The sequence below is a fragment of the Enterobacter vonholyi genome, from assembly GCF_008364555.1.
Lineage (GTDB): Bacteria > Pseudomonadota > Gammaproteobacteria > Enterobacterales > Enterobacteriaceae > Enterobacter > Enterobacter vonholyi.
In genome coordinates this window covers 103335-129015 of the sequence record NZ_VTUC01000003.1, presented here as the reverse complement: position 1 = coordinate 129015, position 25681 = coordinate 103335, and the positions used below count along the sequence as shown (strand labels likewise).

The following is a 25681-nucleotide window of genomic DNA, read 5'->3' as shown; positions in this document are numbered from 1 at the left end:
CATGGTTGTGATGTACGGCATTAAAAATTGCGACACCATCAAAAAAGCCCGTCGATGGCTGGAAGCTAACAGCGTGGAGTACCGCTTCCACGATTACCGCGCCGATGGGCTTGATGCAGAATTTCTGCATAGCGCTATCCGCGAACTGGGCTGGGAAGCTCTGCTGAACACCCGTGGCACCACCTGGCGTAAACTGGACGAATCTCTGCGCGCCAGCATCACCGATGCCGACAGCGCGGCAAAACTGATGCTCGAGATGCCGGCAATTATCAAACGCCCATTGCTCTGCGCGCCAGGGCAGCCTATGCTGCTGGGTTTCAGTGAAACCCTTTATTCCGACTTTTTTCGTTGAGGTGTAGTTTATGTCATGCCCGGTCATTGAGCTGACTCAGCAGCTTATTCGCCGTCCTTCCCTTAGCCCGGACGACGCAGGTTGTCAGGCTCTTATGATTGAACGCCTGCGTGCCATCGGTTTTACCGTTGAACGCATGGATTTTGGCGATACCCAGAACTTTTGGGCGTGGCGCGGACAGGGCGAAACGCTGGCCTTCGCCGGGCATACTGACGTCGTTCCCGCCGGTGACGCGGACCGCTGGATTAACCCACCGTTTGAACCGACCATTCGCGACGGCATGCTGTTTGGTCGCGGCGCGGCAGACATGAAAGGTTCTCTGGCGGCGATGGTCGTGGCGGCAGAGCGCTTTGTGGCGCAGCATCCGAACCACAAAAACCGTCTCGCGTTTTTGGTAACCTCCGACGAAGAAGCCAGCGCGCACAACGGTACCGTGAAGGTTGTTGAAGCGCTGATGGCACGCAACGAGCGTCTCGACTACTGCCTGGTCGGTGAGCCGTCCAGCACCGAAGTGGTGGGTGACGTCGTCAAAAACGGACGCCGTGGCTCGCTGACCTGTAACCTGACCATTCACGGCGTTCAGGGGCACGTTGCGTATCCGCATCTGGCCGATAACCCGGTCCACCGCGCCGCGCCAATGCTGAGCGAGCTGGTGGCGATTGAGTGGGATAAGGGCAACGAGTTCTTCCCGCCGACCAGCATGCAGATTGCGAACGTCAAGGCCGGGACCGGAAGCAATAACGTGATCCCGGGGGATTACTTCGTCCAGTTCAACTTCCGCTTCAGCACGGAACTGACCGATGAGATGATCAAGGCGCGCGTTGTCGCCCTGCTGGAAAAATATCAACTGCGCTACACCGTGGAGTGGTGGCTTTCCGGCCAGCCGTTCCTGACGCAGCGCGGCAAACTGGTGGATGCGGTGGTGAACGCCATCGAGCACTATAATGAAATTAAGCCACAGCTGCTGACAACGGGTGGCACCTCAGACGGACGCTTTATCGCCCGTATGGGTGCACAGGTTGTCGAACTGGGGCCAGTGAACGCAACCATTCATAAAATAAATGAGTGTGTCAATGCGGCAGATTTGCAACTGCTGGCCCGTATGTATCAACGTATTATGGAGCAAATCGTCGCCTGACGAACGCTCTGAGAGGAATAGCGAATGGATTGGCTTTCAAAGTACTGGTGGGTTCTGGTGTTGGTTTTTCTGGTCGGCGTACTGCTTAACGTGATTAAAGACCTTAAGCGCGTGGACCATAAAAAATTTCTCGCCAACAAACCGGATCTTCCCCCGCACCGTGATTTCAACGACAAGTGGGACGATGATGACGACTGGCCGAAGAAAGACCAGAAGAAGTAACCGGTCTGTATCCCCTCTCCTGTGGAGAGGGGATAACCTCACATAAACTCAACAATATCATCATTATCCGGCTTACCGCCGCTGAGCGCTTCATCAAAGTAGTGCTTCGGTACGGTATAGCGCAAACGATCGAGCGCAAACTGCATGCTGCGGTCGTCAATCGCGTGGCCCAGATCGTCAACGATATCCAGCGTCACATCTCCGCCTTCGCGAATCAACGCTTCCTGCGCGTCAACCGCATACGAGAGCTCAATCACCCGGTCTTCACCGCCGTGGATTAAGTGGATCGTGGTTTGCGTGGTCGCGCTCGTCGGTAACGTCGCAAAACGGCCGTTAAACGCAATCACCCGTGACACCAGACCCGGGTGCGCCTTTACGCTTTCCAGCGACATGATTGACCCCTGCGAGAAGCCAATCAGCGCGGTGGCATCGGCTCCTACACCGCTCTGCTGCTGCCAGTAGCGGACGACCTCGATAAAGGTCGGCATGATGGCGTCAATGCGCGCCTGACGGTTCTCTTCCGTCACGCCCTGAACCGAGAACCACTGGCGCCCGTTCGGGCCGCATGGCTCTACGCCACCGATGCTGACAATCAGCGCTTCGGGGAAAACGGGCGCAAACCAGCTGCCAATCTGCCCCATATTGACGGCATTATCGCCAACCCCATGAAACAGAAGCAGTAACTGTTTAGCCGGTTTGTCAGGGCTTTGAACAACAAAATGATCGTGTTTCATGGTGGTCTCCTTAATAGATGACCTGGATTCTACGCCTCCCGACGTGAATGACCATGCCACTTTACTGAAGAAGTCATTGAAAAAATTGCCATTGCAAAATGTCATCTTTCAACTGCTGGCAGCGGGGATAATCAAGGCTTTCAAGCGCTTGCGCGGTTTCACTGCGCAGCTTTGCCAGCAACGCTTTTCGCCCGACGTCTTCCGTTTTTCCTGCCATTTTCCCACGCAGGGCCGGAAGAGGCATGTCCACGGCTAACAACAGCCGCGTCAGCGCGGCAACCGAGGTTGAAAACGCCCGATGTGCAAAAGCAAACCCCGCCAGCTCCAGCCAGTCGTCACTATTAAGGGTAGCTTCCCATCGGTCTTCCACGGGGATCTTTTCACCGTTCCAGGCAGACAGGACGCGCATATCCCGGCACAAACGCTGATGTTCCTGCGCGCACAGCCGACGCCCTGCCTCGCTAAGCGGCAGCAGCGCCATCGCCGTGTAGCAGCCGCTGCTGGCTTCACGATGGCTGCCCATCCGCACCAGCACAAAGCCGCACTGCTGCCAGAAATGCCAAAGTTCATCGGTGTAACCAAAGCTCACCGACAGATAATCTTCGCCGCAGGCGCTGCGAACAAGCGCCTGGCCAATCCCTTCCCGCTGACGGCGAGGGTGCACGGCAATGCGGGTCACCCGCCGTCCTCTGAGCGTCGCCGCCAGCGGAGAGCCGCCGTGTGCCGCCAGAGACTGCGCCACCAGGTTCCCGCGCGGACGCCGGAACCCCGCCCACACGGCGCGGCTAAGCTCAGGGGACAGCCCGCCCTCCTCCACCAGCCATAGCGCCCCGGCGATAACCGGGTTCGTTTCGGCAACGGCAAACTGCTGCCCGGGCGCGTCCATCATGCGGCGCAAATCGAGCGGCGAGGTGCGGTAATGCGCCGCACAGAGGAGCTCATACACGCTCGCGGCAAGCGCCGGGCGGCTTTCCCATGCCGTCGGCGCCAGAGACGTTAAATGCACCTCTCCTTCAGGGCGACGGTCGATCAGCGTATCGTCAAACAGCAGCGCGCTGGCGACGATACGCTCAAGCGGGCAGCCCGCCGCCCAGCGTACAGGTGTAGATAAGCTGTAGCGCTGCAGCCCGGCAAACCGACCGCAGAATTTAAGCAAAAATCCGCGGCCCGTCCCTTCATAGCCCTGCACCGTGGTGGTCAACAGCACGCGGGGGAAACGGGCAACTAACTTTTCCAGCAGAGGTCCGGGGATCGCAGCGGCTTCATCAACAATCAGCCAGTCTGCCTGGCGCGAAGAGGCAAGCAGCGCGTCCGGGGCCATAAAATGAAAACGCTCTCCGGCAAAGCGGGCGATGATATCCGTTGCCCCCTTCGACGGCGCGGTAACCACGGCGCTGCCAGCAATGCGGCTTAGCAACATTCCTGCCAGGGCTGATTTTCCGCGCCCGCGCGCGGCGGTGACGGCCACGATGCCACCCGACATCCCCTGCAGCACATCCAGGATCTCAGCCTGCTCGCGCTGCGGGGCGCCGCTGGCAGGCTGCCAGTCTGGCGCGCCGGGTAAAGGCGGAAGGGATAACGCGCGGCCCTGAAGCCAGACAATCGCGTCGGGATCGGCTGCAATCGTCCGGGAGAAATGGTGGACAAAATGCGGCGTGGCTATTGCTTCCGCGCTGTCGCTCCAGCGCAGTGAATCGCTGTCTGGCAACCCGGCCCACGCGTCGAGTGGCGGAACCCTTAGCACCAGAAGGCTTCCGGCACTCAGCGTTCCGCTCAGGGCGGCAAACGCGGCGACATCAAACCCGGCGCTGGCGTCAAAAACAGCATGCCGGAACTCGCGTCCCAGCAGGCCGCTGATGGCTTTTGAAGGGTGTTCTTCCAGCCAAACCCAGTCTCCGGGCAAGGCAGCACGCAGGGCAAGTGCCTGGGTTAACGTCCACTGCGCCTCGCCGCTGAGCACCACCAGCCGACGATGGCCGGTGCGCTCAAGCTCGCGTATCAGCTGTTCAAACGCCAGCATTACATCGCTTTGCCGAAGGTATTACACTGCGCCGGGTCGCCGCTATCGAAGCCGCGTTTGAACCAGCTGTAGCGCTGCTGTGAGGTACCGTGAGTGAAGCTGTCCGGCACGACGCGCCCCTGGCTCTGCTGCTGAAGACGGTCGTCACCGATAGCCTGAGCGGCGTTTAACGCCTCCTCAAGATCGCCGGATTCCAGAACGCCCTGCTGCTGCATGCTGTGGCCCCAGACGCCCGCGAAGCAGTCCGCCTGCAGCTCCATTTTGACGGACAGTCGGTTAACTTCTGCCTGCGAGGCATTTTGCTGCAGCTGGCGCACCTTAGGCTCAATCCCCAGCAGCTTTTGCACGTGATGGCCGACTTCATGCGCGATCACGTAGCCCTGGGCAAAATCACCGTCAGCGCCAAGCTTGCGTTTCATGTCATCGTAAAAGGAGAGATCGATATAGACGGTGCCGTCCGCCGGGCAGTAGAACGGCCCCATCACGGACTGTCCGGTGCCGCATCCGGTGCGGGTTGCGCCCCGGTACATCACCAGCTTCGGCTGCTGGTAGGTACGCCCCATCTTCTCAAACAGCTGACCCCAGGTGTCTTCCGTTGTGGCGAGGATAACGGAGGTAAATTTGGCCGCTTCATCTTCATTCGGGCTGATGGAGTGCTGAGATTGCTGCTGTTGCAGCGGCTGACCGGTCATCAACCCTGTGAGGTCAACGCCGTAATAACCCGCGACTAAAACCACAATCAGCAGGATGATGCCGCCCTTACCGCTGGGTAACCGGAAGCCGGGTCCACCCATTGAAGGACCGCCGCCGCCATCACTGCGTCTGTCTTCTACATTGTCACTTTCACGACGCCCTTGCCAGCGCATAACCACCTCTAACTATTCCATTTATAATAGCTATGATCGTAGGCGGTTAACGGCAAGATTACCATAGGAAACAAAGGTAAGACGCCAAAGGATGCGAACATCCTTTGGCAAGTGAGGGAGTTAGTCGAGCTTAACGCCTAAACGGTGAGCAACCGCTTCGTACGCTTCAATCAGGCCACCCAGGCTCTGGCGAAAACGGTCTTTGTCCATTTTATCCAGCGTTTCTTTATCCCACAGGCGGCTACCGTCTGGTGAGAACTCATCGCCCAGCACCACTTCGCCTTTGAACAGACCAAACTCCAGCTTGAAGTCGACGAGGATCAGGCCCGCGTCATCAAACAGTTTTTTCAGCACGTCGTTGGCTTTGTAGGTCAGCTCTTTCATGCGCGCCAGGTTCTCTTTGTTCACCCAGCCGAAGGTTTCGCAGTAGGAATCATTGACCATCGGATCGTGCATGGCATCGTTTTTCAGGAACAGGTCGAACAGCGGTGGATTCAGTTCGATACCTTCTTCAATGCCGAGACGCTTCACCAGGGAGCCCGCCGCACGGTTACGAATAACGCACTCAACCGGAACCATATCCAGTTTTTTCACCAGACATTCCGTATCGGACAGCAACGCTTCCATCTGGGTCGGGATACCCGCTTCGGCCAGTTTGGTCATAATGAAGTGGTTGAACTTGTTGTTCACCATGCCTTTACGATCGAACTGCTCAATGCGTGCGCCATCCCCTGCTGACGTATCATTGCGGAACTCGAGCACCAACAGATCCGGGTTTTCCGTGCTGTATACGGTCTTCGCTTTGCCACGATACAACTCAGCTTGCTTCTGCATCTTCATTACTCCTGGTGTGATGATTTGTGTTCAAAACTGGGGATATTATGCCACGCACACGTTTGCGTAGCACTAAAATAAAAAGGGCTGGATTCACCAGCCCTCGTATTTATTTGCTGAATGCTGCCTGGAAGACAGCGACCAGCGCATCGTTCTGCGACTGGGTCAGCGTGTGACCTTTTGGATCGATAAACTGCAGACTGCTGCGGTTATCAAGGTCACCGACCTGAATTTTGTAGTCACCGGAGGCAAGCTGAGGATCTTTCGCACCCAGTTCCTGCCACGCGCTGTCGGAGAGCGGCTTATAGGTTGCCGTCATGCTGCCGGTTGAACGCGTGCTGTCGGTCACTTTCATGCCCACTTTTTCCAGCGTCGCTGGCAGACGTTGCCAGGTCTGGTTAAACGGTGCACGCACCACCAGCATTGGCAGGCCGGTATCATCCGCGCCGCTCTGAACATCGAAGGTCACACCGTTACGGCTCTGCGCAGCGTTGGCGGCATCGGTAGCGGTCTTATCCAGACCTGCGGCAATTACGTTCAACATTTCGGTACTGTAACGCTGCAGGGACGCGGCATCCGCAACCGGTTTACCAGCCTGCTCCAGGTTCAACAGCTTAACGTTGACCGCCTGCTGATAACCCTGTGGTTTAACGGAGACTTGATAGCGACCACGGTACTGCTGGTCTTCATCCAGACGGTTCCATTCGATCCAGTCGGTGGTTAACGTCTGGCTGGCGTCATCGCGTTTATCGATGGTGTAGTTCTTCGACTGAATGACGCTGACAACCTGCGGCCACAGATTGCTACCGCGCGCGCTCTCAACCATCAGAGACGCCGTATCACCGGTGAACTGGGTACGCGCCCCGCTAACCAGCGCCAGAGGCTGTGCTGGCGGACGAATATCAAGCGCTTTACCGACCAGGCCGCTGCCGTTGGTCACGGGAATATTATAATCGCCGTTCTGAATCGGCAGGATCATACCAGCCGGTGCGTGAAGTTCAGCAAGCGGGGTCGCATCCAGATAGGATTCATCACCGCTCACCTGGCGCTTGTAGCGCGAGTCTGAACTACAGGCAGCGAGCAGCATAACAAGCGAAACACTCGCAACCTTCGCCAGGCGCGACTTCTGTACTGAATAAGCCATCAAATCTCCCTAAACTCTACAGCAAACCGGCATGCTTCAGCGCAGCCCTGACGATATCACGACCGTGGTCGGTGATCGGTGTCATTGGCAGACGCAGCGTATCGGTTGCTACAAGACCCAACTCCTTGCATGCCCATTTCACTGGGATCGGATTGGGTTCGACAAATAATTTATTGTGCAGCGGCATCAGACGCTGATTAATGACGCGCGCTTCATCAAAATGACCTGCTGCGGCCAGTTTGCACATTTCAGCCATGTCGCGCGCCGCAACGTTTGCCGTTACGGAGATCACGCCATGGCCACCGAGCTGCATAAAGTCCAGCGCGGTCGCATCATCACCACTCAACAGGATAAAGTCGTCTGAAACCAGCTCTTTGATCTGATGAACGCGGCTTAAGTTCCCTGTCGCCTCTTTAATACCGATAATATTTTTTACTTCCGAGAGACGACCAACGGTTTCCGGCAGCATATCGCAACCGGTACGGGACGGCACATTATACAGAATTTGTGGCAAGTCAGTATGTTCAGCGATGGCTTTGAAGTGCTGGAACAAACCTTCCTGAGTAGGACGGTTGTAGTAAGGAGTCACCGTCAGACAGCCAACGATGCCGCTGTCGTTAAAACGTTTGGTCAGGCTGATAGCTTCTGCTGTTGCATTAGCCCCTGTGCCCGCGATGACCGGAATACGTCCGTCAGCCAGTTCCAGGGTCAGCATCACCACATCGCCGTGCTCGTCGTGGCTCAGCGTTGCGGATTCACCGGTAGTCCCTACCGAAACGATCGCCGAGGTTCCGTTGGCGACATGGTAATCAATGAGCTTCTTCATGCTTGACCGGCAGACATTACCTTTTTCATCCATCGGTGTAACAAGCGCGACAATACTTCCCGTGAACATGAGCCATCCTCTGTGCGAACAAGAGCCTCAATGTTACGTTTGGAACTGTAATAAAAGCAAGCGACCTGAGGCTCTCAGGCGGTTGTATGCATGTTTTTTTTATGCTTTCCTTAGGAAGACTTAACCATGCAAAGGAAGAACAGGTTTGACAACCTCATCACAACATTACCTGGTTATCACTGCGCTGGGTGCCGACAGGCCGGGTATCGTGAACACCATCACCCGCCACGTAAGCAGCTGCGGCTGTAATATCGAAGACAGCCGTCTGGCGATGCTCGGCGAAGAGTTCACATTTATTATGTTACTTTCCGGGACATGGAACGCCATCACGTTGATTGAATCGACCCTGCCGCTGAAAGGGGCCGAACTGGATTTGCTGATTGTCATGAAGCGCACCACTGCGCGTCCGCGTCCGGCACTGCCTTCTACCGTCTGGGTACAGGTTGAAGTGCCTGATTCTCCGCATCTGATTGAGCGTTTCACGGCGCTTTTTGACAGTCATCAGATGAATATTGCCGAACTGGTTTCCCGTACGCAGACAAGCGATGACCATGGTCTTCCGGTGCTGTTTATTCAAATTACCGCGCACAGCCCTGCCTCACAGGATGCGTCAAATATCGAGCAAGCGTTCAAAGCCCTCTGTACAGAATTAAACGCGCAGGGCAGTATAAGCGTCGTCAATTATTCGCAGCACGAACAGGATGGAGTTGAGTAATGAACCCACTGAAAGCCGGTGACATCGCACCGAAATTTAGCTTACCGGATCAAGACGGCGAGCAAGTAAATTTGACCGACTTCCAGGGACAGCGTGTTCTGGTCTATTTCTACCCGAAAGCCATGACCCCCGGCTGCACCGTACAGGCCTGCGGCTTACGCGACAACATGGACGAGTTGAAAAAAGTCGGCGTGGAAGTGCTGGGTATCAGCACCGATAAACCAGAAAAGCTGTCACGATTTGCTGAAAAAGAGCTGCTGAACTTCACGCTGCTTTCTGATGAAGATCATCAGGTATGCGAGCAGTTCGGCGTCTGGGGCGAGAAGACGTTTATGGGTAAAACCTACGACGGCATCCACCGCATCAGCTTCCTGATTGACGCTGACGGTAAAGTTGAACACGTGTTTGACGACTTCAAAACCAGCAACCACCACGACGTGGTGTTGAACTGGCTGAAACAAAGCGCCTGATAAACAGCAAAACGGCAACCCAGGTTGCCGTTTTTCGTGTTTTCGCCCTCTCCCTGTGGGAGAGGGTCGGGGTGAGGGCATCAGGCCGCACACCCTCTACTTCTCTTCCACCGCCGGTACATCCGGCCACGCGTGGACCACGGCTTTAATCAGCGTTGCCAGCGGAATGGCGAAGAACACGCCCCAGAATCCCCACAGCCCGCCGAAAATCACCACGGATAAGATAATCACCAGCGGATGCAGGTTCACCGCTTCGGAGAACAGCACCGGCACCAGCAGGTTACCGTCCAGGCCCTGAATAATCAGGTACACCGCGAAGCAGCTCCAGAACTCTGTCCCCAGCCCAAACTGGAACAGCGCGACCCCAACAACCGGAATGGTCACCACAAACGCGCCTATGTACGGGATCAGAACCGACAGTCCCACCAGCACCGCCAGCAGCAGCGAGTAGTTCAGGCCGAAAATCAGGAAGCCAATCCAGGTCGCTACCCCCACGACAATCATCTCCAGCACCTTGCCGCGAATGTAGTTGGTGATCTGCTGGTTCATCTCTTCCCAGACCTGCCCCGCCAGCCCGCGGTTGCGCGGCAGAATACGGCGCACGGCGTTGAGCATTTGATCTTTATCTTTCACCAGGAAGAAGACCATCAGCGGCACGAGCACAAGGTAAACCGCCAGCGTCAGCAGTCCGACCAGGGACGCCAGAGAGTACTTCACCACCGAATCACCCATCGTCATGATGCGAGCGCGCATATTTTCGGCCATCGCGTCGATAATTCCGGCATCCATCAGAGCCGGATAACGGCGCGGCAGCGTGGCGGCAAAATCAGACAGCTTGTTCAGCATGCCGGGCATGTCGCGGATCAGGTTAATTCCCTGCTGCCAGGCGACCGGCATCACCACAAAAGCCATTAACAGCAGGATGCCGACAAACAGCACCAGCACGATGCTGGTCGCCCAGCGGCGGGAACAGCCGATATGTTCCAGACGCGCCGTGGGCCACTCCAGCAGGTATGCCAGCACAATCGCCACCAGCAGAGGGGCGAGCAGGCCGCTGAAGAAGAACAGAATACCGAACCCGGCAACCAGAATAACCAACAAAGCAATGGCCTCCGGGTCGCTGAACCGACGCCGGTACCACTGCATTAACATTTCGAGCATACAACCCTTCCCTGAATCGAATGGCGGGAGTGAGACGGTGAATTGTATCTAACTGTCACAAAAAAGACTTTCGCTTTTTGTATCCCGATCGCAATCCGCAAAACCCTGATGAATGGGATTTTCTTCATGCTACAACACGGCTACACTCGCAGGGCAGCAGAGATGAACGATATGCCGGTTCATCGGTCAAATTAGCACATCCAACATACAGGACAGTGGTTATGTTCAGGCAATTGAGAAAAACACTGGTTGCAACACTGATTGCCGCGGTGACGGTCGGTCAGGTGTTGCCCGCTTTTGCTGACTCGTCCGATTCATTGCCGGACATGGGCACCACAGCAGGAAGCACGCTCTCTATTGGGCAAGAGATGCAAATGGGGGATTACTATGTTCGCCAACTGCGCGGCAGCGCCCCGCTGATCAACGACCCTTTGCTGGTGCAGTACATAAACGGGCTGGGGATGCGTCTGGTAGCGCACGCCGACTCGGTAAAGACCCCCTTCCATTTCTATTTAATCAATAATGACGAAATCAACGCCTTCGCCTTCTTTGGCGGTAACGTGGTGCTGCATTCAGCGTTATTCCGTTATTCAGACAACGAAAGCCAGCTGGCCTCGGTAATGGCGCACGAAATTTCGCACGTCACACAGCGTCACCTGGCGCGTGCGATGGAAGACCAGAAACGTAACGCTCCCCTCACCTGGGTGGGTGCACTGGGCTCTATTCTGCTGGCGATGGCCAGCCCGCAGGCCGGGATGGCGGCCCTGACCGGTACGCTGGCGGGAACGCGTCAGGGGATGATCAGCTTCACCCAACAAAACGAGCAGGAAGCGGACCGCATCGGGATTCAGGTGCTGCAGCGCTCGGGCTTTGACCCGCAGGCCATGCCGAGCTTCCTGGAAAAACTGCTCGATCAGGCGCGTTACTCTTCCCGTCCGCCGGAAATCCTGCTGACGCACCCGCTGCCTGAAAGCCGACTATCGGACGCGCGTAACCGTGCAAACCAGATGCGTCCTGTGGTGGTCCAGTCTTCGCAGGATTTCTACATGGCGAAAGTGAGAACGCTTGGAATGTACAATTCCGGGCGTAACCAGCTCACCAGTGACCTGCTGGATACCCTGGCGAAAGGCAACGTGCGTGAGAAAAACGCCGCGCAGTATGGTCAGGCGCTTCAGGCGATGGAAGCCAGCAAATACGACGAGGCGCGTAAAGCGCTGCAACCGCTTCTGGCTGCCGACCCGAACAACCCGTGGTATCTCGATCTTTCGACGGATATCGATCTGGGGCAGAAGAAAACCGCCGATGCGATTAACCGTCTGAAAGGGGCGAAAGATGTCCGTACCAACCCGGTGCTGCAGCTTAACCTGGCGAATGCTTACCTGCAGGGCGGCCAGCCGGGTGAAGCGGCGACTATCCTGAACCGCTACACCTTTAATAATAAAGACGATCAAAACGGCTGGGATCTGCTCGCTCAGGCGGAAGCCCAGCTCGGCAACCGCGATCAGGAGCTTGCGGCGCGTGCCGAAGGCTTTGCCCTGGTGGGCCGCCTCGATCAGGCGATTTCCGCGCTCAGCAGCGCCAGCTCGCAGGTCAAGCTTGGTAGCCTACAGCAGGCCCGTTACGACGCGCGTATCGATCAGCTTCGCGGCCTGCAGCAGCGCTTTAAGCCGTACGAGAAGATGTAATAAAGGAGAATTCACGTCATGACAGACGCCGTAAAAATCTATCACAACCCTCGCTGCTCCAAGAGCCGCGATACCCTGAGCCTGCTGAAGTCTAACGGCGTTGAGCCGGAAGTGGTGCTTTACCTTGATACACCACCTGACGCGCAAACCCTCCGCCAGCTGCTGCGCATGCTGGGAATGGGCAGCGCTAGAGAGCTGATGCGTCAGAAAGAAGATCTGTATAAGTCGCTCGACCTGGATGACAGCCGTCTCACCGAGGCTGAGCTGATCCAGTCGATGGTTGAAAATCCAAAGCTGATTGAGCGCCCGATTGTGGTGGCGAACGGCCAGGCGCGCATTGGACGTCCGCCGGAAGACGTGCTCGAGATCCTGTGATGGTTTAGCCCGGTGGCGCTACGCTTACCGGGCCTACAAACCCCGCCCGCCTCCCGGCAAAAAACTCAAAGCTTGAGAATATCTTTCACAAACGGAATGGTCAGCTTGCGCTGGGCGGTAATGGAGGCGCGATCGAGCTGATCGAGCGTGTCAAACAGCGTGCGCATTTCGCGATCCAGACGCTTGAGCAGGAAACGTCCCACGTCCTCCGGCAGCTCAAATCCGCGCTGTTTTGCGCGCAGCTGTAGCGCCTGAAGCTTATCTTCATCCGACAGCGGCTGGAGCTTGTAGATTTGCCCCCAGTCCAGACGAGACGCCAGATCCGGCAGCCCCAAATTCAGCTGTCGCGGTGGACGATCGCCGGTGATCAGCAGCCGGGTTTTGCCCGACTCCAGGATGCGGTTGTAGAGGTTGAAGATCGCCATTTCCCACGGCTCGTCCCCCGCCACGCACTCGATATTATCAATGCAGACCAGCGAGAGATGTTCCATTCCCTCCAGCACCTCAGGCACGAACCACGTACGTTTATCCAGCGGCACGTAGCCTACTGCATCACCGCGCGCTGAAAGCTCCGCGCAGGCGGCATGCAGCAGATGGCTGCGCCCCGCGCCTTCGCGTGACCAGATATAGATGTATCCGCTGTGATCCTGGCGCAGCACGTTTTGCAGTGCAGCCAGTAAAGAGGGGTTATCACCCGGCCAGAAACTCGCGAAAGTTTCGTCGTCAGGGAGATAAAGTGGCAGAGAGAGCTGTGCCGGTCCGTTCAGAAATACCTCAACCAGAGATCCTACGTAAAATCGGAAAGGAGTTTAACACGGAACCTGCAAGGAGAGAACCGGGCGATCCCTCGCCCGACTTTTCGATCAATGTGACGCTTTTTCGCTTTCGTCAACGTCCAGTACCACCTCTTCAGGGCGGATCACCGAGATCAGCTTGAAGATCAGGCTCAGGCCAACGCCGACGATGGTCGCGAGCGCCATGCCCTTCAGCTCGGCCGCACCGATGTGCACTTTCGCGCCGCTCACGCCGATAATCAGGATTACTGAGGTCAGGATCAGGTTCTGCGCCTTGCTGTAATCCACTTTGGATTCAATCAGCACGCGAATACCGGAGGCACCAATTACCCCGTACAGCAGCAGAGACACGCCGCCCATCACCGGCACCGGGATGATCTGAATCGCTGCCGCCAGCTTGCCGACGCAGGAGAGCAGAATGGCGATGATCGCCGCGCCGCCGATAACCCAGGTACTGTAGACGCGGGTAATCGCCATCACGCCGATGTTCTCACCGTAGGTGGTGTTTGGCGTTGAGCCAAAGAAACCGGAGATAATGGTGGAGAAACCGTTCGCAAACATGGAACGGTGTAGACCCGGGTCACGGATCAAATCGCGCTTAACGATGTTCGCCGTCACCACCAGGTGGCCGACGTGCTCCGCAATCACCACCAGCGCCGCAGGCAGAATGGTGAAAATCGCAAACCATTCGAAGCGAGGGGTGTAGAAGGTTGGCAGCGCGAACCAGTGCGCCTCGGCAATCGGAGTGGTGTCCACCACGCCCATCGCGAAGGAGAGCGCGTAGCCCGCCAGCACGCCGATCAGGATCGGGATGATCGCCATAAAGCCGCGGAACAGGACGGAACCAAACACCGTTACGCCAAGCGTTACCAGCGAGATGATAATGGTTTTGGAATCCGGTGACTGGCCGTCAGCAGGCAGCAGACCGGCCATATTCGCCGCCACACCCGCCAGTTCAAGACCGATGACCGCAACGATGGCGCCCATCGCCGCAGGCGGGAACATCACGTCCAGCCAGCCGGTACCGGCTTTCTTCACAATGAAGGACACCACGCAGAACAGGACGCCACACATGATAAAGCCGCCCAGCGCGACTTCATAACCCAGCGGCAGCAGCAGCAAAACCGGCGAGATAAACGCGAAGCTTGACCCCAGATACGCCGGGATTTTGCCTTTACAGATAAAGAGGTACAACAACGTACCGATGCCGTTGAACAACAGCACGGTTGCCGGGTTAATGTGGAACAGGATTGGCACCAGCACGGTTGCGCCAAACATGGCGAACAGGTGCTGCAAACTAAGCGGGATAGTCTGTAAAAGCGGCGGTCTTTCACTCACCCCGATAGCACGGCGCGTCATAGTGTTTTCCTCTGAGTAGTATTGTTGTTGGTGTTTTATTCAAAAAAAAGCCGACTATCAAAGTCGGCTTATTTATCGTTATTCGATTATTTCGTACCAAAGATCTTATCGCCGGCATCGCCGAGCCCCGGAATGATGTATCCGTGCTCGTTCAGGCCCTGGTCGATAGAGGCGGTATACAGCTCAACGTCCGGGTGCGCTTTTTCCAGCGCCGCGATCCCTTCCGGAGCCGCAACCAGCACCAGCACCTTAATGCTGTTACAGCCTGCATTTTTCAGCAGGTCGATGGTGGCGATCATCGAACCACCGGTCGCCAGCATCGGGTCAACCACCAGCGCCATACGCTCGTCGATGTTAGACACCAGCTTCTGGAAGTAAGGAACCGGCTCAAGGGTTTCTTCGTTACGGTAGATACCCACCACGCTGATACGCGCGCTTGGCACGTGCTCCAGCACGCCTTCCATCATGCCGAGACCGGCACGCAGAATTGGCACCACGGTAATTTTCTTACCTTTGATCTGCTCAACCTGCACCGGGCCGTTCCAGCCTTCGATGGTGACTTTTTCCGTTTCCAGATCGGAGGTCGCTTCGTATGTCAGCAGGCTGCCGACTTCAGATGCCAGTTCGCGAAAACGCTTCGTGCTGATGTCATGCTCACGCATCAGGCCCAACTTGTGTTTAACGAGTGGGTGTTTCACTTCCACAATCTTCATTCTCTTTCTCCTCTGAGGCGGCGTCCGCAAAAAAATCGCGGGATTATACCGCTTTTTTCGGATTAGGCCATACCCATCTTGCTTGACGTATATCAAGCAAAGTGATTTAGAGACAAAAAAAACCGGAGGCGAGACTCCGGCTTGGGTGCGGGTTCTGCCCGGTGGCGCTGCGCTTACGCGGACCTACGTGTAGTGTAGGTCGGGTAAGCGTTAGCGCCACCCGGCAATTACAGGCTATCGCCGTTGCTCGCAATTACCTGCTTATACCAGTCGAACGATTTCTTCTTGCTGCGGTTCAGCGTGCCGTTGCCTTCATTGTCTTTGTCGACAAAGATAAAGCCGTAGCGTTTTTTCATTTCGCCCGTACCGGCAGAAACGAGGTCGATACAGCCCCACGGGGTATAGCCCATCAGATCCACGCCATCTTCCTCCACCGCTTTTTTCATCTCGCGGATGTGGGCGGACAGGTAGTCAATGCGGTACTGGTCGTTCACCGTGCCGTCGCTCTCCTGCACGTCGATCGCGCCAAAGCCGTTCTCAACGATAAACAGCGGCAGCTGATAGTGATCCCAGAACCAGTTGAGGGAGTAGCGCAGCCCCACCGGGTCAATCTGCCAGCCCCAGTCCGATTTCTGCACGTACGGGTTAGTGACCAGGCTCTTGCTCTCGTCGTAATCCAGCTGCGGGTTATCCGACGTCGCCTTGGTGGCGAAGGACATATAGTAGCTGAAGCCGATGTAGTCCACGCAGCCCTGCGTCAGCGCGGCTTTATCTTCTTCGGTAATATCCAGCGTAAAGCCGCGACGCGCAAAGTAGTTGAGCAGATGCTGCGGGTACCTGCCGCGCACGTGCACGTCGGTGAACCAGTAGCGGCGGTGCATGGCATTCATCGCCATCATCATATCGTCCGGCGCGCAGGTGAGCGGGTAGATAGGACACATGGCAATCATGCAGCCAATCTGCAGCGACGGGTTAATCTCACGCCCCGCCTTCACCGCCAGGGCGCTGGCCACCAGCTCATAGTGCGCCGCCTGGAACATCACCGGCTCACGGTCTTCACCTGGCGCGTACTTCAGCCCGGAGTTAGTGAACGGCGCAAAGTCTTCGTGGAAGTTGGCCTGGTTGTTGATCTCGTTGAAGGTCATCCAGTACTTCACTTTATGCTGATAGCGCTGGAATACCACTTTTGCAAAACGAACGAAGAAGTCGATCAGCTTACGGTTGCGCCAGCCGCCGTATTCCGTGACCAGATGGAAAGGCATCTCGAAGTGAGACAGGGTGATAACCGGTTCGATGCCGTACTTCAGGCATTCGTCGAACAGGTCGTCATAGAATTTCAGGCCAGCCTCGTTAGGCTCAAGCTCGTCGCCTTTCGGGAAGATCCGCGTCCAGGCAATAGAGGTGCGGAAGCATTTGAACCCCATCTCGGCAAAGAGTTTGATGTCTTCTTTATAGCGGTGGTAGAAATCGATGGCTTCATGGTTAGGGTAATTTTTCCCTTCCAGCACGCCGTTGGTGATTTCACGCGGCACGCCGTGCGCGCCCGCGGTCATGACATCGGCCACGCTCACGCCTTTGCCACCCTCTTTCCAGCCGCCTTCCAGCTGGTGCGCCGCAACGGCCCCACCCCACAGAAAATCTGCTTTAAATCCTGACATTCGCTTTCCCTCATTCTGCGTTATTTTCTGCAAAAACAATTACAGAAACCGGTTTCAGTTCGATGATGTGCAAAGGGAATAACCGTTGCAAGCAGTTCTCAGAAACCGGTTTCATTTTCGTGAACAGAGTCAAGTTTGGCTGCATTCACGGGGTGCACAGAAAAAAAGATCTCCACGTCCAGAATAGGCTCGCAAACGTTTGCCTGGACTGTTAGAATTGCGCCGATTTTTCTTACTAGCTATGCAATCGCGTGGGGATTTAAGCCGTGACCAACAAAACTTCTCTCAGCTACAAAGATGCCGGTGTTGATATTGACGCAGGTAATGCGCTGGTTGACCGAATCAAAGGTGTGGTGAAAAAAACCCGCCGCCCGGAAGTGATGGGTGGTCTGGGTGGATTCGGCGCACTGTGCGCGCTGCCGCAAAAATATCGTGAACCTGTTCTGGTCTCGGGTACTGACGGTGTAGGCACCAAGCTGCGCCTGGCGATGGATTTAAAACGTCACGACACGATCGGTATCGATCTGGTCGCGATGTGCGTGAATGACCTGGTGGTACAGGGCGCAGAGCCGCTGTTCTTCCTCGATTACTACGCGACTGGCAAACTGGACGTAGATACCGCGGCAAGCGTGATTAACGGTATCGCCGAAGGCTGTCTGCAGTCTGGCTGCGCGCTGGTCGGTGGTGAAACCGCAGAAATGCCGGGCATGTATCACGGCGAAGATTATGACGTCGCGGGCTTCTGCGTCGGCGTAGTAGAAAAATCAGAAATTATCGACGGCAGCAAAGTGGCCGATGGCGATGTGCTGATCGCGCTGGCCTCCAGCGGCCCGCACTCTAACGGCTACTCCCTGGTGCGTAAAATCCTCGAAGTGAGCGGCTGTGATCCGCTGACCACCGAGCTTGACGGTAAACCACTGGCTGACCATCTGCTTGCGCCAACACGTATCTACGTTAAGAACGTGCTCGAGCTTATCGAGAACGTCGACGTTCACGCCATTGCCCACCTGACCGGCGGCGGCTTCTGGGAAAATATTCCGCGCGTTCTGCCGGACAACACCCAGGCGGTGATCGACGAATCCTCATGGCAGTGGCCAGCCGTGTTTAACTGGCTGCAGACCGCGGGCAACGTGAGCTCTCACGAAATGTACCGCACCTTTAACTGTGGCGTGGGCATGGTTATCGCCCTGCCGGCAAGCGAAGCGGATAAAGCAGTGAAGCTGCTGACGGAGAAAGGTGAAAACGCGTGGAAAATCGGTACGATTAAAGCCTCCGATTCCGAACAGCGTGTGGTCATTGAATGAAAAACATCGTGGTGCTCATTTCCGGCAACGGAAGCAATTTGCAGGCCATCATAGACGCCTGCAAGCAGAAGAAAATCAACGGCACCATTCGGGCAGTATTCAGCAACAAGGCCGACGCGTTCGGCCTTGAGCGCGCGCGGGAAGCGAACATTCCCGCGCACGCGCTGGAAGCCAGCCAGTTCGCCGGGCGTGAAGCCTTTGACCGCGAGCTGGTGCATGAGATTGATGCCTACGCGCCGGACGTAGTCGTGCTGGCGGGCTATATGCGCATTCTGAGCCCGGCTTTTGTAGAACACTTCGCCGGACGTCTGCTGAATATTCACCCTTCTCTTCTGCCGAAATATCCCGGCCTGCATACCCATCGTCAGGTTCTGGAAAATGGCGATGAGGAGCACGGCACCTCCGTGCATTTCGTTACCGACGAGCTGGACGGCGGCCCGGTTATCCTGCAGGCGAAAGTCCCGGTCTTTGACGGCGATAGCGAAGAAGACGTGACCGAACGCGTGCAGACCCAGGAACACGCCATTTACCCGCTGGTGGTAAGCTGGTTTGTCGACGGACGTCTCGAGATGCGCGACGGCGCTGCCTGGCTGGACGGCGTTAAGTTACCTCCGCAGGGCCATGCGGCGGAAGAGTAGTTTATTATGTCGGGTGGCGCTTCTGCGCTTACCCGACCTGCCTGATGCATTACCCGAATGTCCCCTCCCCAACCCTCTAAATTCCCCAATAAAAAAAATAACTGTCATACTTTTCTGGCACTGTTGGACATATCGTGGAAATGCTCGCCATAATAAGGACGAGACGGATTTACCACGTCCTGTGATTGAACTGGAGTGTGAGCTGTAATGGGTCAGGAAAAGTTATATATCGAGAAAGAGCTAAGCTGGTTAGCATTCAACGAACGTGTACTCCAGGAAGCGGCAGACAAAAGTAACCCGCTGATCGAGCGCATGCGTTTTTTGGGTATTTATTCGAACAACCTGGATGAGTTCTACAAAGTTCGCTTTGCCGAGCTGAAAAGACGCATCATCATCAGCGAAGAACAGGGCTTAAACTCGCACTCGCGGCATCTGCTGGGCAAAATCCAGTCCCGCGTGCTGAAAGCCGATCAGGAATTTGACGGCCTGTATAACGAACTGCTGCTGGAGATGGCGCGCAATCAAATCTTCCTGATTAACGAACGCCAGCTTTCCGTTAACCAACAAAACTGGCTGCGCCACTACTTCAAACACTATCTGCGCCAGCACATTACCCCCATTCTGATCAACCGCGAAACCGATCTGGTGCAGTTTTTGAAAGATGACTACACCTACCTGGCGGTGGAAATTATTCGCGGTGAGTCTATCCGTTACGCGCTGCTGGAGATCCCATCCGACAAGGTGCCGCGCTTTGTGAACCTGCCGCCGGAAACTCCGCGCAGACGCAAACCAATGATCCTGCTGGATAACATCCTGCGCTACTGTCTGGACGACATCTTCAAAGGCTTCTTCGATTACGATGCGTTAAACGCCTACTCGATGAAAATGACTCGTGACGCCGAATATGACCTGGTGCACGAGATGGAAGCCAGCCTGATGGAGCTGATGTCATCCAGCCTGAAACAGCGCCTGACGGCTGAACCGGTGCGCTTCGTCTATCAGCGCGATATGCCGGACGCCATGGTGGAGATGCTGCGTGAGAAACTGACCATTTCGCGCTATGACTCCATCGTTCCGGGTGGTCGTTACCACAACTTTAAAGATTTTATTGGCTTCCCGAACGTCGGCAAAGCCAACCTGGTGAACAAGCCGCTGCCGCGCCTGCGCCATCTCTGGTTCGATAAATTCCGCAACGGATTCGACGCCATCCGCGAACGCGATGTCCTGCTCTACTATCCGTACCACACCTTCGAGCACGTGCTGGAACTGCTGCGTCAGGCCTCGTTCGACCCGAGCGTGCTGGCGATCAAAATCAACATCTACCGCGTGGCAAAAGATTCTCGCATCATCGATGCGATGATCCACGCGGCGCACAACGCCAAAAAAGTCACAGTGGTGGTTGAGCTGCAGGCGCGCTTCGACGAAGAGGCGAACATTCACTGGGCGCGTCGTCTGACGGAAGCCGGTGTGCACGTCATTTTCTCCGCGCCAGGGCTGAAAATTCACGCCAAGCTGTTCCTCATCTCTCGTAAAGAGGGCGATGAGGTGGTGCGTTATGCCCACATCGGTACCGGGAACTTTAACGAGAAAACCGCGCGAATTTATACCGACTACTCGCTCTTAACTGCCGATGCCCGCATCACTAACGAAGTGCGCCGGGTCTTTAACTTTATCGAAAACCCGTACCGTCCGGTGAGCTTCGACTATCTGCTGGTCTCGCCGCAGAACTCGCGCCGTCTGCTGTACGATATGATCGATAAAGAGATCGCCAATGCCCAGAAAGGGCTGTCGTCCGGCATCACGCTGAAGCTTAACAACCTGGTCGATAAAGGGCTGGTGGACAGGCTGTATGCGGCGTCCAGCTCCGGCGTACCGGTTAATCTTCTGATCCGCGGCATGTGCTCGCTGATCCCGGAACTGGAAGGCATCAGCGACAATATTCGCGTGATCAGCATTGTTGACCGCTACCTGGAGCACGATCGGGTCTATATTTTCGATAATGCGGGTGATAAACAGGTCTATCTCTCTTCGGCAGACTGGATGACGCGCAATATTGACTACCGAATTGAAGTCGCGGCACCGCTGCTGGATCCGCGCCTGAAGCAGCAGATCCTCGACATCATCGAGATTCTGTTTAGCGATACCGTGAAAGCACGCTATATCGACAAAGAACTCAGTAACCGCTATGTACCGCGCGGCAACCGCCGTAAAGTGCGGTCGCAACTGGCGATTTACGACTATATCAAATCACTCGAGCAACCCGATTAACCTATGCCGATAAATGATAAGACCCCACGCCCGCAGGAATTCGCCGCGGTCGATCTTGGCTCTAATAGTTTCCACATGGTCATCGCCCGTGAGGTAGATGGCGCGTTGCAGATCATCGGTCGTCTGAAGCAGCGCGTACACCTGGCGGATGGTCTTGATGAACGCAGCATGCTCAGCGAAGAGGCGATGGAGCGCGGGTTAAACTGCCTGTCGCTGTTTGCTGAACGCCTGCAGGGCTTCTCGCCCTCCAGCGTTTGCATCGTGGGCACCCACACCCTACGCCAGGCCCTGAACGCACCTGAGTTTCTCAAGCGGGCCGAAAAGGTGATCCCCTACCCGATTGAGATCATCTCCGGCAACGAGGAAGCGCGTCTGATCTTCATGGGCGTCGAGCACACCCAGCCGGAAAAAGGGCGCAAGCTGGTGATCGACATCGGCGGCGGTTCTACGGAGCTTGTGATCGGCGAAGACTTTGAGCCGCGCCTGGTGGAAAGCCGCCGTATGGGATGCGTCAGCTTCGCACAGATGTATTTCCCGGGCGGTTGCATCACCCGCGAGAACTTCCAGCGTGCGCGGATGGCGGCCGTCCAGAAGCTGGAAAACCTGGCCTGGCAGTACCGTATCCAGGGCTGGAACGTGGCGCTGGGCGCGTCGGGTACCATCAAAGCGGCGCATGAAGTGCTGCTGGCGATGGGTGAAAAAGACGGGTTTATCACGCCCGAACGCCTGACATTGCTGGCCGAAGAGGTGCTGAAGCATAAAAGTTTTGACGCCTTAAGCCTGCCAGGTCTTTCCGACGAGCGTAAGGTGGTCTTCGTACCGGGGCTGGCCATCCTCTGCGGCGTGTTTGATGCCCTCGCCATTAAAGAGCTGCGCCTTTCCGACGGCGCGCTGCGCGAAGGCGTGCTGTATGAGATGGAAGGCCGCTTCCGCCATCAGGATATTCGCAGCCGCACCGCACAAAGCCTGGCTAACCAGTACAACATAGACCGCGAGCAGGCGAAGCGCGTGCTGGACACCACGGTGCAGATGTACGAGCAGTGGGAAGAGCAGAATCCGAAGCTCGCGCACCCGCAGCTTGCCGCGCTGTTAAAATGGGCCGCAATGCTCCACGAGGTGGGGCTCAACATCAACCACAGCGGGATGCATCGCCATTCGGCCTACATTCTGCAAAATAGCGATCTGCCTGGCTTCAACCAGGAGCAGCAAACCATGATGGCGACCCTGGTGCGTTATCACCGCAAAGCCATCAAGCTCGACGACCTGCCGCGCTTCACGCTGTTCAAGAAAAAACAGTTCCTGCCGCTTATACAGCTGCTGCGTCTGGGCGTACTGCTCAATAACCAGCGCCAGGCCACCACCACGCCGCCCACGCTGAAGCTTAAAACCGACGACCATCACTGGACGCTGAGCTTCCCGCACGACTGGTTCAGCCAGAACGCGCTGGTCCTGCTGGACCTGGAAAAAGAACAGCAGTACTGGGAAGCCGTCACCGGCTGGCTGCTCAAAATCGAAGAAGAGAGCGCCGACGTCGCCGCGTAACGGTTCAGGCGTCCGCGCAGGACGCCTCAGCTTCCAGCAGCGACTCAAGCGGCGCCGGTCTGCCAATCAGATAGCCCTGCACATAATCGATGCCTAGCGCGTGAACCGCGCTACGTATCTCTTCGGTCTCGACGTACTCCGCCACCACCAGCATCTTCTTCATGCGCGCCAGATGGCAGATAGACGCCACAATCTGATAATCCAGGCTGTTGTTGACGATATTGCGGATAAAGCTGCCGTCGATCTTGAGAATATCCGCATCCACGCTTTTCAGCCGCGCATAGCTCGCATAGCCGGTGCCAAAATCATCAATCGCAATACGTACCCCCATTTTCTGCAGCTGCCGGAGGATGTGTAGCGCCTGCTCCGCATTGCAAAAGGTGCTGCACTCCGTCACTTCAAAAATTAGCTGCCACGGCTCAATGGCGTATTTCGCCAGCAGGCGACTGACCTCAAGCGGAAACTGCACCCGACATACGGTTGAGGGGGCCAGATTAATGGCGAAACGCTGGCCGGGCAGCCTTTCGCGATGCGCGGCCAGGAAGCGCAGAGTATACTCCAGCACCCACAAATCCACCCGCGAGGAGAGGCCAAACTCCTGCGCGACGGGCAGGAACCGATCGGGAGAGATCAATAGCCCGTTGGCATCCGGCATCCGGAGCAGGACTTCGTGATAGCAATCGCCACGCAGGCCGCGAACGGGTTGAACCAGCAGGGTGAATTCGTCGTTATCAAGCGCCTTTTGCAGGCGGCTCATCATTGCAACTTTATCCTTCAGGTTACGCTGCAAATGGACGGCCCCACGCTGCTGAAGATTTTCCGGATGGTTGGAGGCGAGCGACAGGTCGGCAACCACGCCCAGTTCACCCAGCACCAGATACAGATGGTTAACCGGGGACCGGACATAGCAATAGCTCACTCCCACCTGCGGCTGAAGCGGCATGCCGTCCCAGACAAAGCGGAACTGTTTGATATGCTCGTCCAGGGTTTCAATCCGCTGCTGGTGCGATTCCGCGTTGAGGCGTACCGCCATGTCGTACCCGGTCAGGTGGTACACCTGCTCGTTGGGCTGGAGAGTACCGTTCACCCACTGCGCCAGCTGCTGCTTGTACTGAATCCGCAGCAACACGCCGTAATTTCGGCCCAGAATTTCCAGCTCCGGAATACGCAGCAGGCAGAGCGCCGACCACGGGTTTTTCGCCAGATCGCGCGACAGCGCCCGCAGGTTAGGCATATGGACGACCGGATCGAGCAGCGCCAGCCTGCGCGAGCGTTTGTTCACCGCGCGCTGCCGGGTTGCCAGCATCGACATAAAAACCACCACGAACGAGAAGACCAGGTAACTGGAAGAGGTGATCGCCAGCTGAATGTCATACCCCGGGTTCACCGGGATATAGCGGTAAAAATAGTGAATAGATACCAGCAGTATCGGCGTCCAGATAAGCGAAATCAGCTTATAGCCAAAACGCATCGCGCCCCAGAGCATCACCGGCATGAGCAGCGACAGGGTGTAGTTCGTGGTGAAAATGGAGCTGTTTTCATTCATCGGGAGCAGCAGCAGCGTAAGCAGCCCGCCTAGCGCAATCGCCCACATCAGAAACTCAATGACCGTCACCTTTTTATCTATCTGGGCACGGATCTGCGAGAGAAGGCTTTTGAGATAGCGCGGATGGCGAATCAGGCGGATCAGCAGATAGCTCAGCGGCACGCCCGTCAGCCCGCTGACCAGCAGCGTCTGATAGTTGATGAGCGTGCGAATATTAAGAGGGTTTAATCCCGCAAGGCTCTGCCGGCTCTCATACACGCCTAAATACACCGCAAACTGAAACAGCACCAGAAATAGCGTCGCGGGGCAGAAGACCTGCCAGAAGATGCGCTGCGCCATCAGCCGGATGTCGCCGTATGCGGTCATATTCCGTCTGGGCGCAAACACCCGGTAGCCGCCCCAGCTCAGCACTAAAGGGACGACAAAATGGAGCATACCAGCGACCGTTTCGAACATGCCGACCGAGGGGTAATAGCGGATAAACAGCGACAATACGATCCCAGGCAGCGCTTCCAGCCCAAAGAACATCATCAGCGAAAGCAAAAATGAGAGGGGTAAATAATAGAGTGCCGCAATGCCGTCGCCCAGCTGCGTGAAGGTATTCGCGATGCTCAGCACGGGAAGTAACACCACAGGCAAAATAAGCGGCAATGCCCACCAGCGGTTTTCATTTTTTTTCAGGAAAGCGAGAATGTTCATAGATGCCCGGTTAAACCCCTTTCGCTCCAGAGGGAAAATAAAGACAGGCATCCAACCTGACGTACGCGCCGCCCGGCGGCGTGCGGGGCGAACTGTGTGGAGGAAGGATTTTAAATATCAGGGCCGGGAATCCGTTGACTTAAATCAAACTACTTTACGCAAATTACTCTTTGTGGCGCTTTTTTTGAAATAATTTTCTTCATATTATCAATATGGTAAATGCATTAATTAAATTCAATAACATTAATTAATGTATACATTGACGGTTATTTACACACTGCAGAATTGACCCCTTCTTCCCGCTGTGCCTTAATATCCCTATCGCCCAAAAGGGCTTACCCAGGATAAACAGAGTGAGTCAGGTCACGCGTATGCGCAAACGACATCGATTTAACACCCGAATGACCCGCATCATACTGCTCATAAGCTTTCTGTTTTTCTTTGGCCGCTTCGTTTACTCCTCGATTGGCGCCTGGTACCACCATCAGGACAAAACCCAGTCGCAGCAATCCGGCCTGACCGTCGATACCGCTGACCGCTAAACCGCCG

24 protein-coding genes are annotated in these 25681 nt (G+C 56.1%); 12 read left to right on the top strand and 12 right to left on the bottom strand.

Annotation, left to right across the window (positions count from 1 at the left end; translation table 11 throughout):
- The first annotated feature begins 1 nt into the window (after position 1).
- The 3 genes from F0319_RS05050 to F0319_RS05040 are packed head-to-tail and all read left to right on the top strand — an operon-like array spanning position 2 to position 1712.
- A complete protein-coding gene (locus F0319_RS05050) occupies positions 2-352 on the top strand; it encodes an ArsC family reductase (RefSeq protein WP_149366402.1) in 351 nt (116 codons plus the stop codon).
- Positions 353-362: 10 nt separating this feature from the next.
- Positions 363-1490: a succinyl-diaminopimelate desuccinylase gene (gene dapE / locus F0319_RS05045; RefSeq protein ID WP_136195540.1), complete on the top strand. Its 1128-nt coding sequence runs from the start codon at positions 363-365 to the stop codon at positions 1488-1490.
- Positions 1491-1514: 24 nt separating this feature from the next.
- The gene (locus tag F0319_RS05040) at positions 1515-1712 is read left to right on the top strand and encodes a YpfN family protein (RefSeq protein ID WP_008501627.1); all 198 of its coding nucleotides are present in this window, start codon (positions 1515-1517) and stop codon (positions 1710-1712) included.
- A 38-nt stretch (positions 1713-1750) separates the two neighbouring features.
- Here F0319_RS05040 and ypfH read toward each other — a convergent pair whose 3' ends face one another.
- The 6 genes from ypfH to dapA form a co-directional block, all read right to left on the bottom strand.
- Positions 1751-2446, bottom strand: a complete 696-nt coding sequence (gene ypfH, locus F0319_RS05035) for an esterase (RefSeq protein WP_149366401.1) — start codon at positions 2444-2446, stop codon at positions 1751-1753.
- 73 nt (positions 2447-2519) lie between these two features.
- A complete protein-coding gene (locus F0319_RS05030; RefSeq protein ID WP_149366400.1) occupies positions 2520-4466 on the bottom strand; it encodes a tRNA(Met) cytidine acetyltransferase TmcA in 1947 nt (648 codons plus the stop codon).
- Positions 4466-5332 (bottom strand): KPN_02809 family neutral zinc metallopeptidase, encoded by an 867-nt coding sequence (gene ypfJ, locus F0319_RS05025; protein WP_111965183.1) that lies wholly within the window; start codon positions 5330-5332, stop codon positions 4466-4468. Before ypfJ ends, F0319_RS05030 begins: the two co-directional genes overlap by 1 nt.
- A 120-nt stretch (positions 5333-5452) precedes the next feature.
- A complete protein-coding gene (gene purC / locus F0319_RS05020) occupies positions 5453-6166 on the bottom strand; it encodes a phosphoribosylaminoimidazolesuccinocarboxamide synthase (protein ID WP_008501631.1) in 714 nt (237 codons plus the stop codon).
- Positions 6167-6275: 109 nt separating this feature from the next.
- A complete protein-coding gene (gene bamC, locus F0319_RS05015) occupies positions 6276-7310 on the bottom strand; it encodes an outer membrane protein assembly factor BamC (protein WP_111965182.1) in 1035 nt (344 codons plus the stop codon).
- A 16-nt stretch (positions 7311-7326) separates the two neighbouring features.
- The gene (gene dapA / locus F0319_RS05010; protein WP_008501633.1) at positions 7327-8205 is read right to left on the bottom strand and encodes a 4-hydroxy-tetrahydrodipicolinate synthase; all 879 of its coding nucleotides are present in this window, start codon (positions 8203-8205) and stop codon (positions 7327-7329) included.
- A 145-nt stretch (positions 8206-8350) separates the two neighbouring features.
- Between dapA and F0319_RS05005 the strand changes: the two genes are divergently transcribed.
- On the top strand, positions 8351-8920 hold the full coding sequence (locus F0319_RS05005) for a glycine cleavage system transcriptional repressor (protein WP_023308758.1): 570 nt from the start codon (positions 8351-8353) through the stop codon (positions 8918-8920).
- Positions 8920-9390 (top strand): thioredoxin-dependent thiol peroxidase, encoded by a 471-nt coding sequence (bcp, locus tag F0319_RS05000; RefSeq protein ID WP_014171119.1) that lies wholly within the window; start codon positions 8920-8922, stop codon positions 9388-9390. Before F0319_RS05005 ends, bcp begins: the two co-directional genes overlap by 1 nt.
- Before the next feature lie 96 nt (positions 9391-9486).
- On the opposite strand, the gene F0319_RS04995 is transcribed toward bcp, so the two are convergent.
- Positions 9487-10551, bottom strand: a complete 1065-nt coding sequence (locus F0319_RS04995; RefSeq protein ID WP_033146172.1) for an AI-2E family transporter — start codon at positions 10549-10551, stop codon at positions 9487-9489.
- A gap of 221 nt (positions 10552-10772) precedes the next feature.
- Here F0319_RS04995 and bepA point away from each other — a divergent pair, with 221 nt between their 5' ends.
- Both bepA and arsC read left to right on the top strand, forming a co-directional pair.
- Positions 10773-12236, top strand: coding sequence for a beta-barrel assembly-enhancing protease (gene bepA / locus F0319_RS04990; protein WP_111965181.1), 1464 nt, complete (start codon positions 10773-10775; stop codon positions 12234-12236).
- 18 nt (positions 12237-12254) lie between these two features.
- Positions 12255-12611 carry an arsenate reductase (glutaredoxin) gene (arsC, locus tag F0319_RS04985; RefSeq protein WP_149366399.1) on the top strand — a complete coding sequence of 119 codons (357 nt, stop codon included), beginning with the start codon at positions 12255-12257 and terminating at the stop codon, positions 12609-12611.
- Between the two features lie 65 nt (positions 12612-12676).
- Here the strand turns inward: arsC and F0319_RS04980 are convergent, their stop codons facing one another.
- The 4 genes from F0319_RS04980 to F0319_RS04965 all read right to left on the bottom strand — a co-directional run bounded on the left by F0319_RS04980 (position 12677) and on the right by F0319_RS04965 (position 17135).
- Positions 12677-13378: a DnaA inactivator Hda gene (locus F0319_RS04980; protein ID WP_211438414.1), complete on the bottom strand. Its 702-nt coding sequence runs from the start codon at positions 13376-13378 to the stop codon at positions 12677-12679.
- Between the two features lie 96 nt (positions 13379-13474).
- Positions 13475-14764: a uracil permease gene (uraA, locus tag F0319_RS04975; protein WP_111965179.1), complete on the bottom strand. Its 1290-nt coding sequence runs from the start codon at positions 14762-14764 to the stop codon at positions 13475-13477.
- Between the two features lie 86 nt (positions 14765-14850).
- Positions 14851-15477 (bottom strand): uracil phosphoribosyltransferase, encoded by a 627-nt coding sequence (upp, locus tag F0319_RS04970; RefSeq protein WP_023308769.1) that lies wholly within the window; start codon positions 15475-15477, stop codon positions 14851-14853.
- Positions 15478-15704: 227 nt separating this feature from the next.
- On the bottom strand, positions 15705-17135 hold the full coding sequence (locus tag F0319_RS04965; protein WP_149366398.1) for a 6-phospho-beta-glucosidase: 1431 nt from the start codon (positions 17133-17135) through the stop codon (positions 15705-15707).
- Between the two features lie 266 nt (positions 17136-17401).
- Here F0319_RS04965 and purM point away from each other — a divergent pair, with 266 nt between their 5' ends.
- The 4 genes from purM to ppx all read left to right on the top strand — a co-directional run bounded on the left by purM (position 17402) and on the right by ppx (position 22887).
- Entirely contained in the window at positions 17402-18439 is a 1038-nt protein-coding gene (gene purM, locus F0319_RS04960) for a phosphoribosylformylglycinamidine cyclo-ligase (RefSeq protein WP_008501643.1), read from the top strand.
- Complete coding sequence (gene purN, locus F0319_RS04955; RefSeq protein ID WP_032646794.1) at positions 18436-19077, top strand: phosphoribosylglycinamide formyltransferase; 642 nt, start codon at positions 18436-18438, stop codon at positions 19075-19077. Before purM ends, purN begins: the two co-directional genes overlap by 4 nt.
- Before the next feature lie 207 nt (positions 19078-19284).
- Entirely contained in the window at positions 19285-21345 is a 2061-nt protein-coding gene (ppk1, locus tag F0319_RS04950; protein ID WP_111965176.1) for a polyphosphate kinase 1, read from the top strand.
- Positions 21346-21348: 3 nt separating this feature from the next.
- Positions 21349-22887 carry an exopolyphosphatase gene (gene ppx / locus F0319_RS04945; RefSeq protein WP_149366397.1) on the top strand — a complete coding sequence of 513 codons (1539 nt, stop codon included), beginning with the start codon at positions 21349-21351 and terminating at the stop codon, positions 22885-22887.
- Positions 22888-22891: 4 nt separating this feature from the next.
- Here the strand turns inward: ppx and F0319_RS04940 are convergent, their stop codons facing one another.
- Positions 22892-25132 carry a sensor domain-containing phosphodiesterase gene (locus tag F0319_RS04940; protein ID WP_149366396.1) on the bottom strand — a complete coding sequence of 747 codons (2241 nt, stop codon included), beginning with the start codon at positions 25130-25132 and terminating at the stop codon, positions 22892-22894.
- A gap of 353 nt (positions 25133-25485) precedes the next feature.
- Between F0319_RS04940 and F0319_RS04935 the strand changes: the two genes are divergently transcribed.
- On the top strand, positions 25486-25674 hold the full coding sequence (locus tag F0319_RS04935; RefSeq protein ID WP_223580159.1) for a YfgG family protein: 189 nt from the start codon (positions 25486-25488) through the stop codon (positions 25672-25674).
- Positions 25675-25681: the final 7 nt, after the last annotated feature.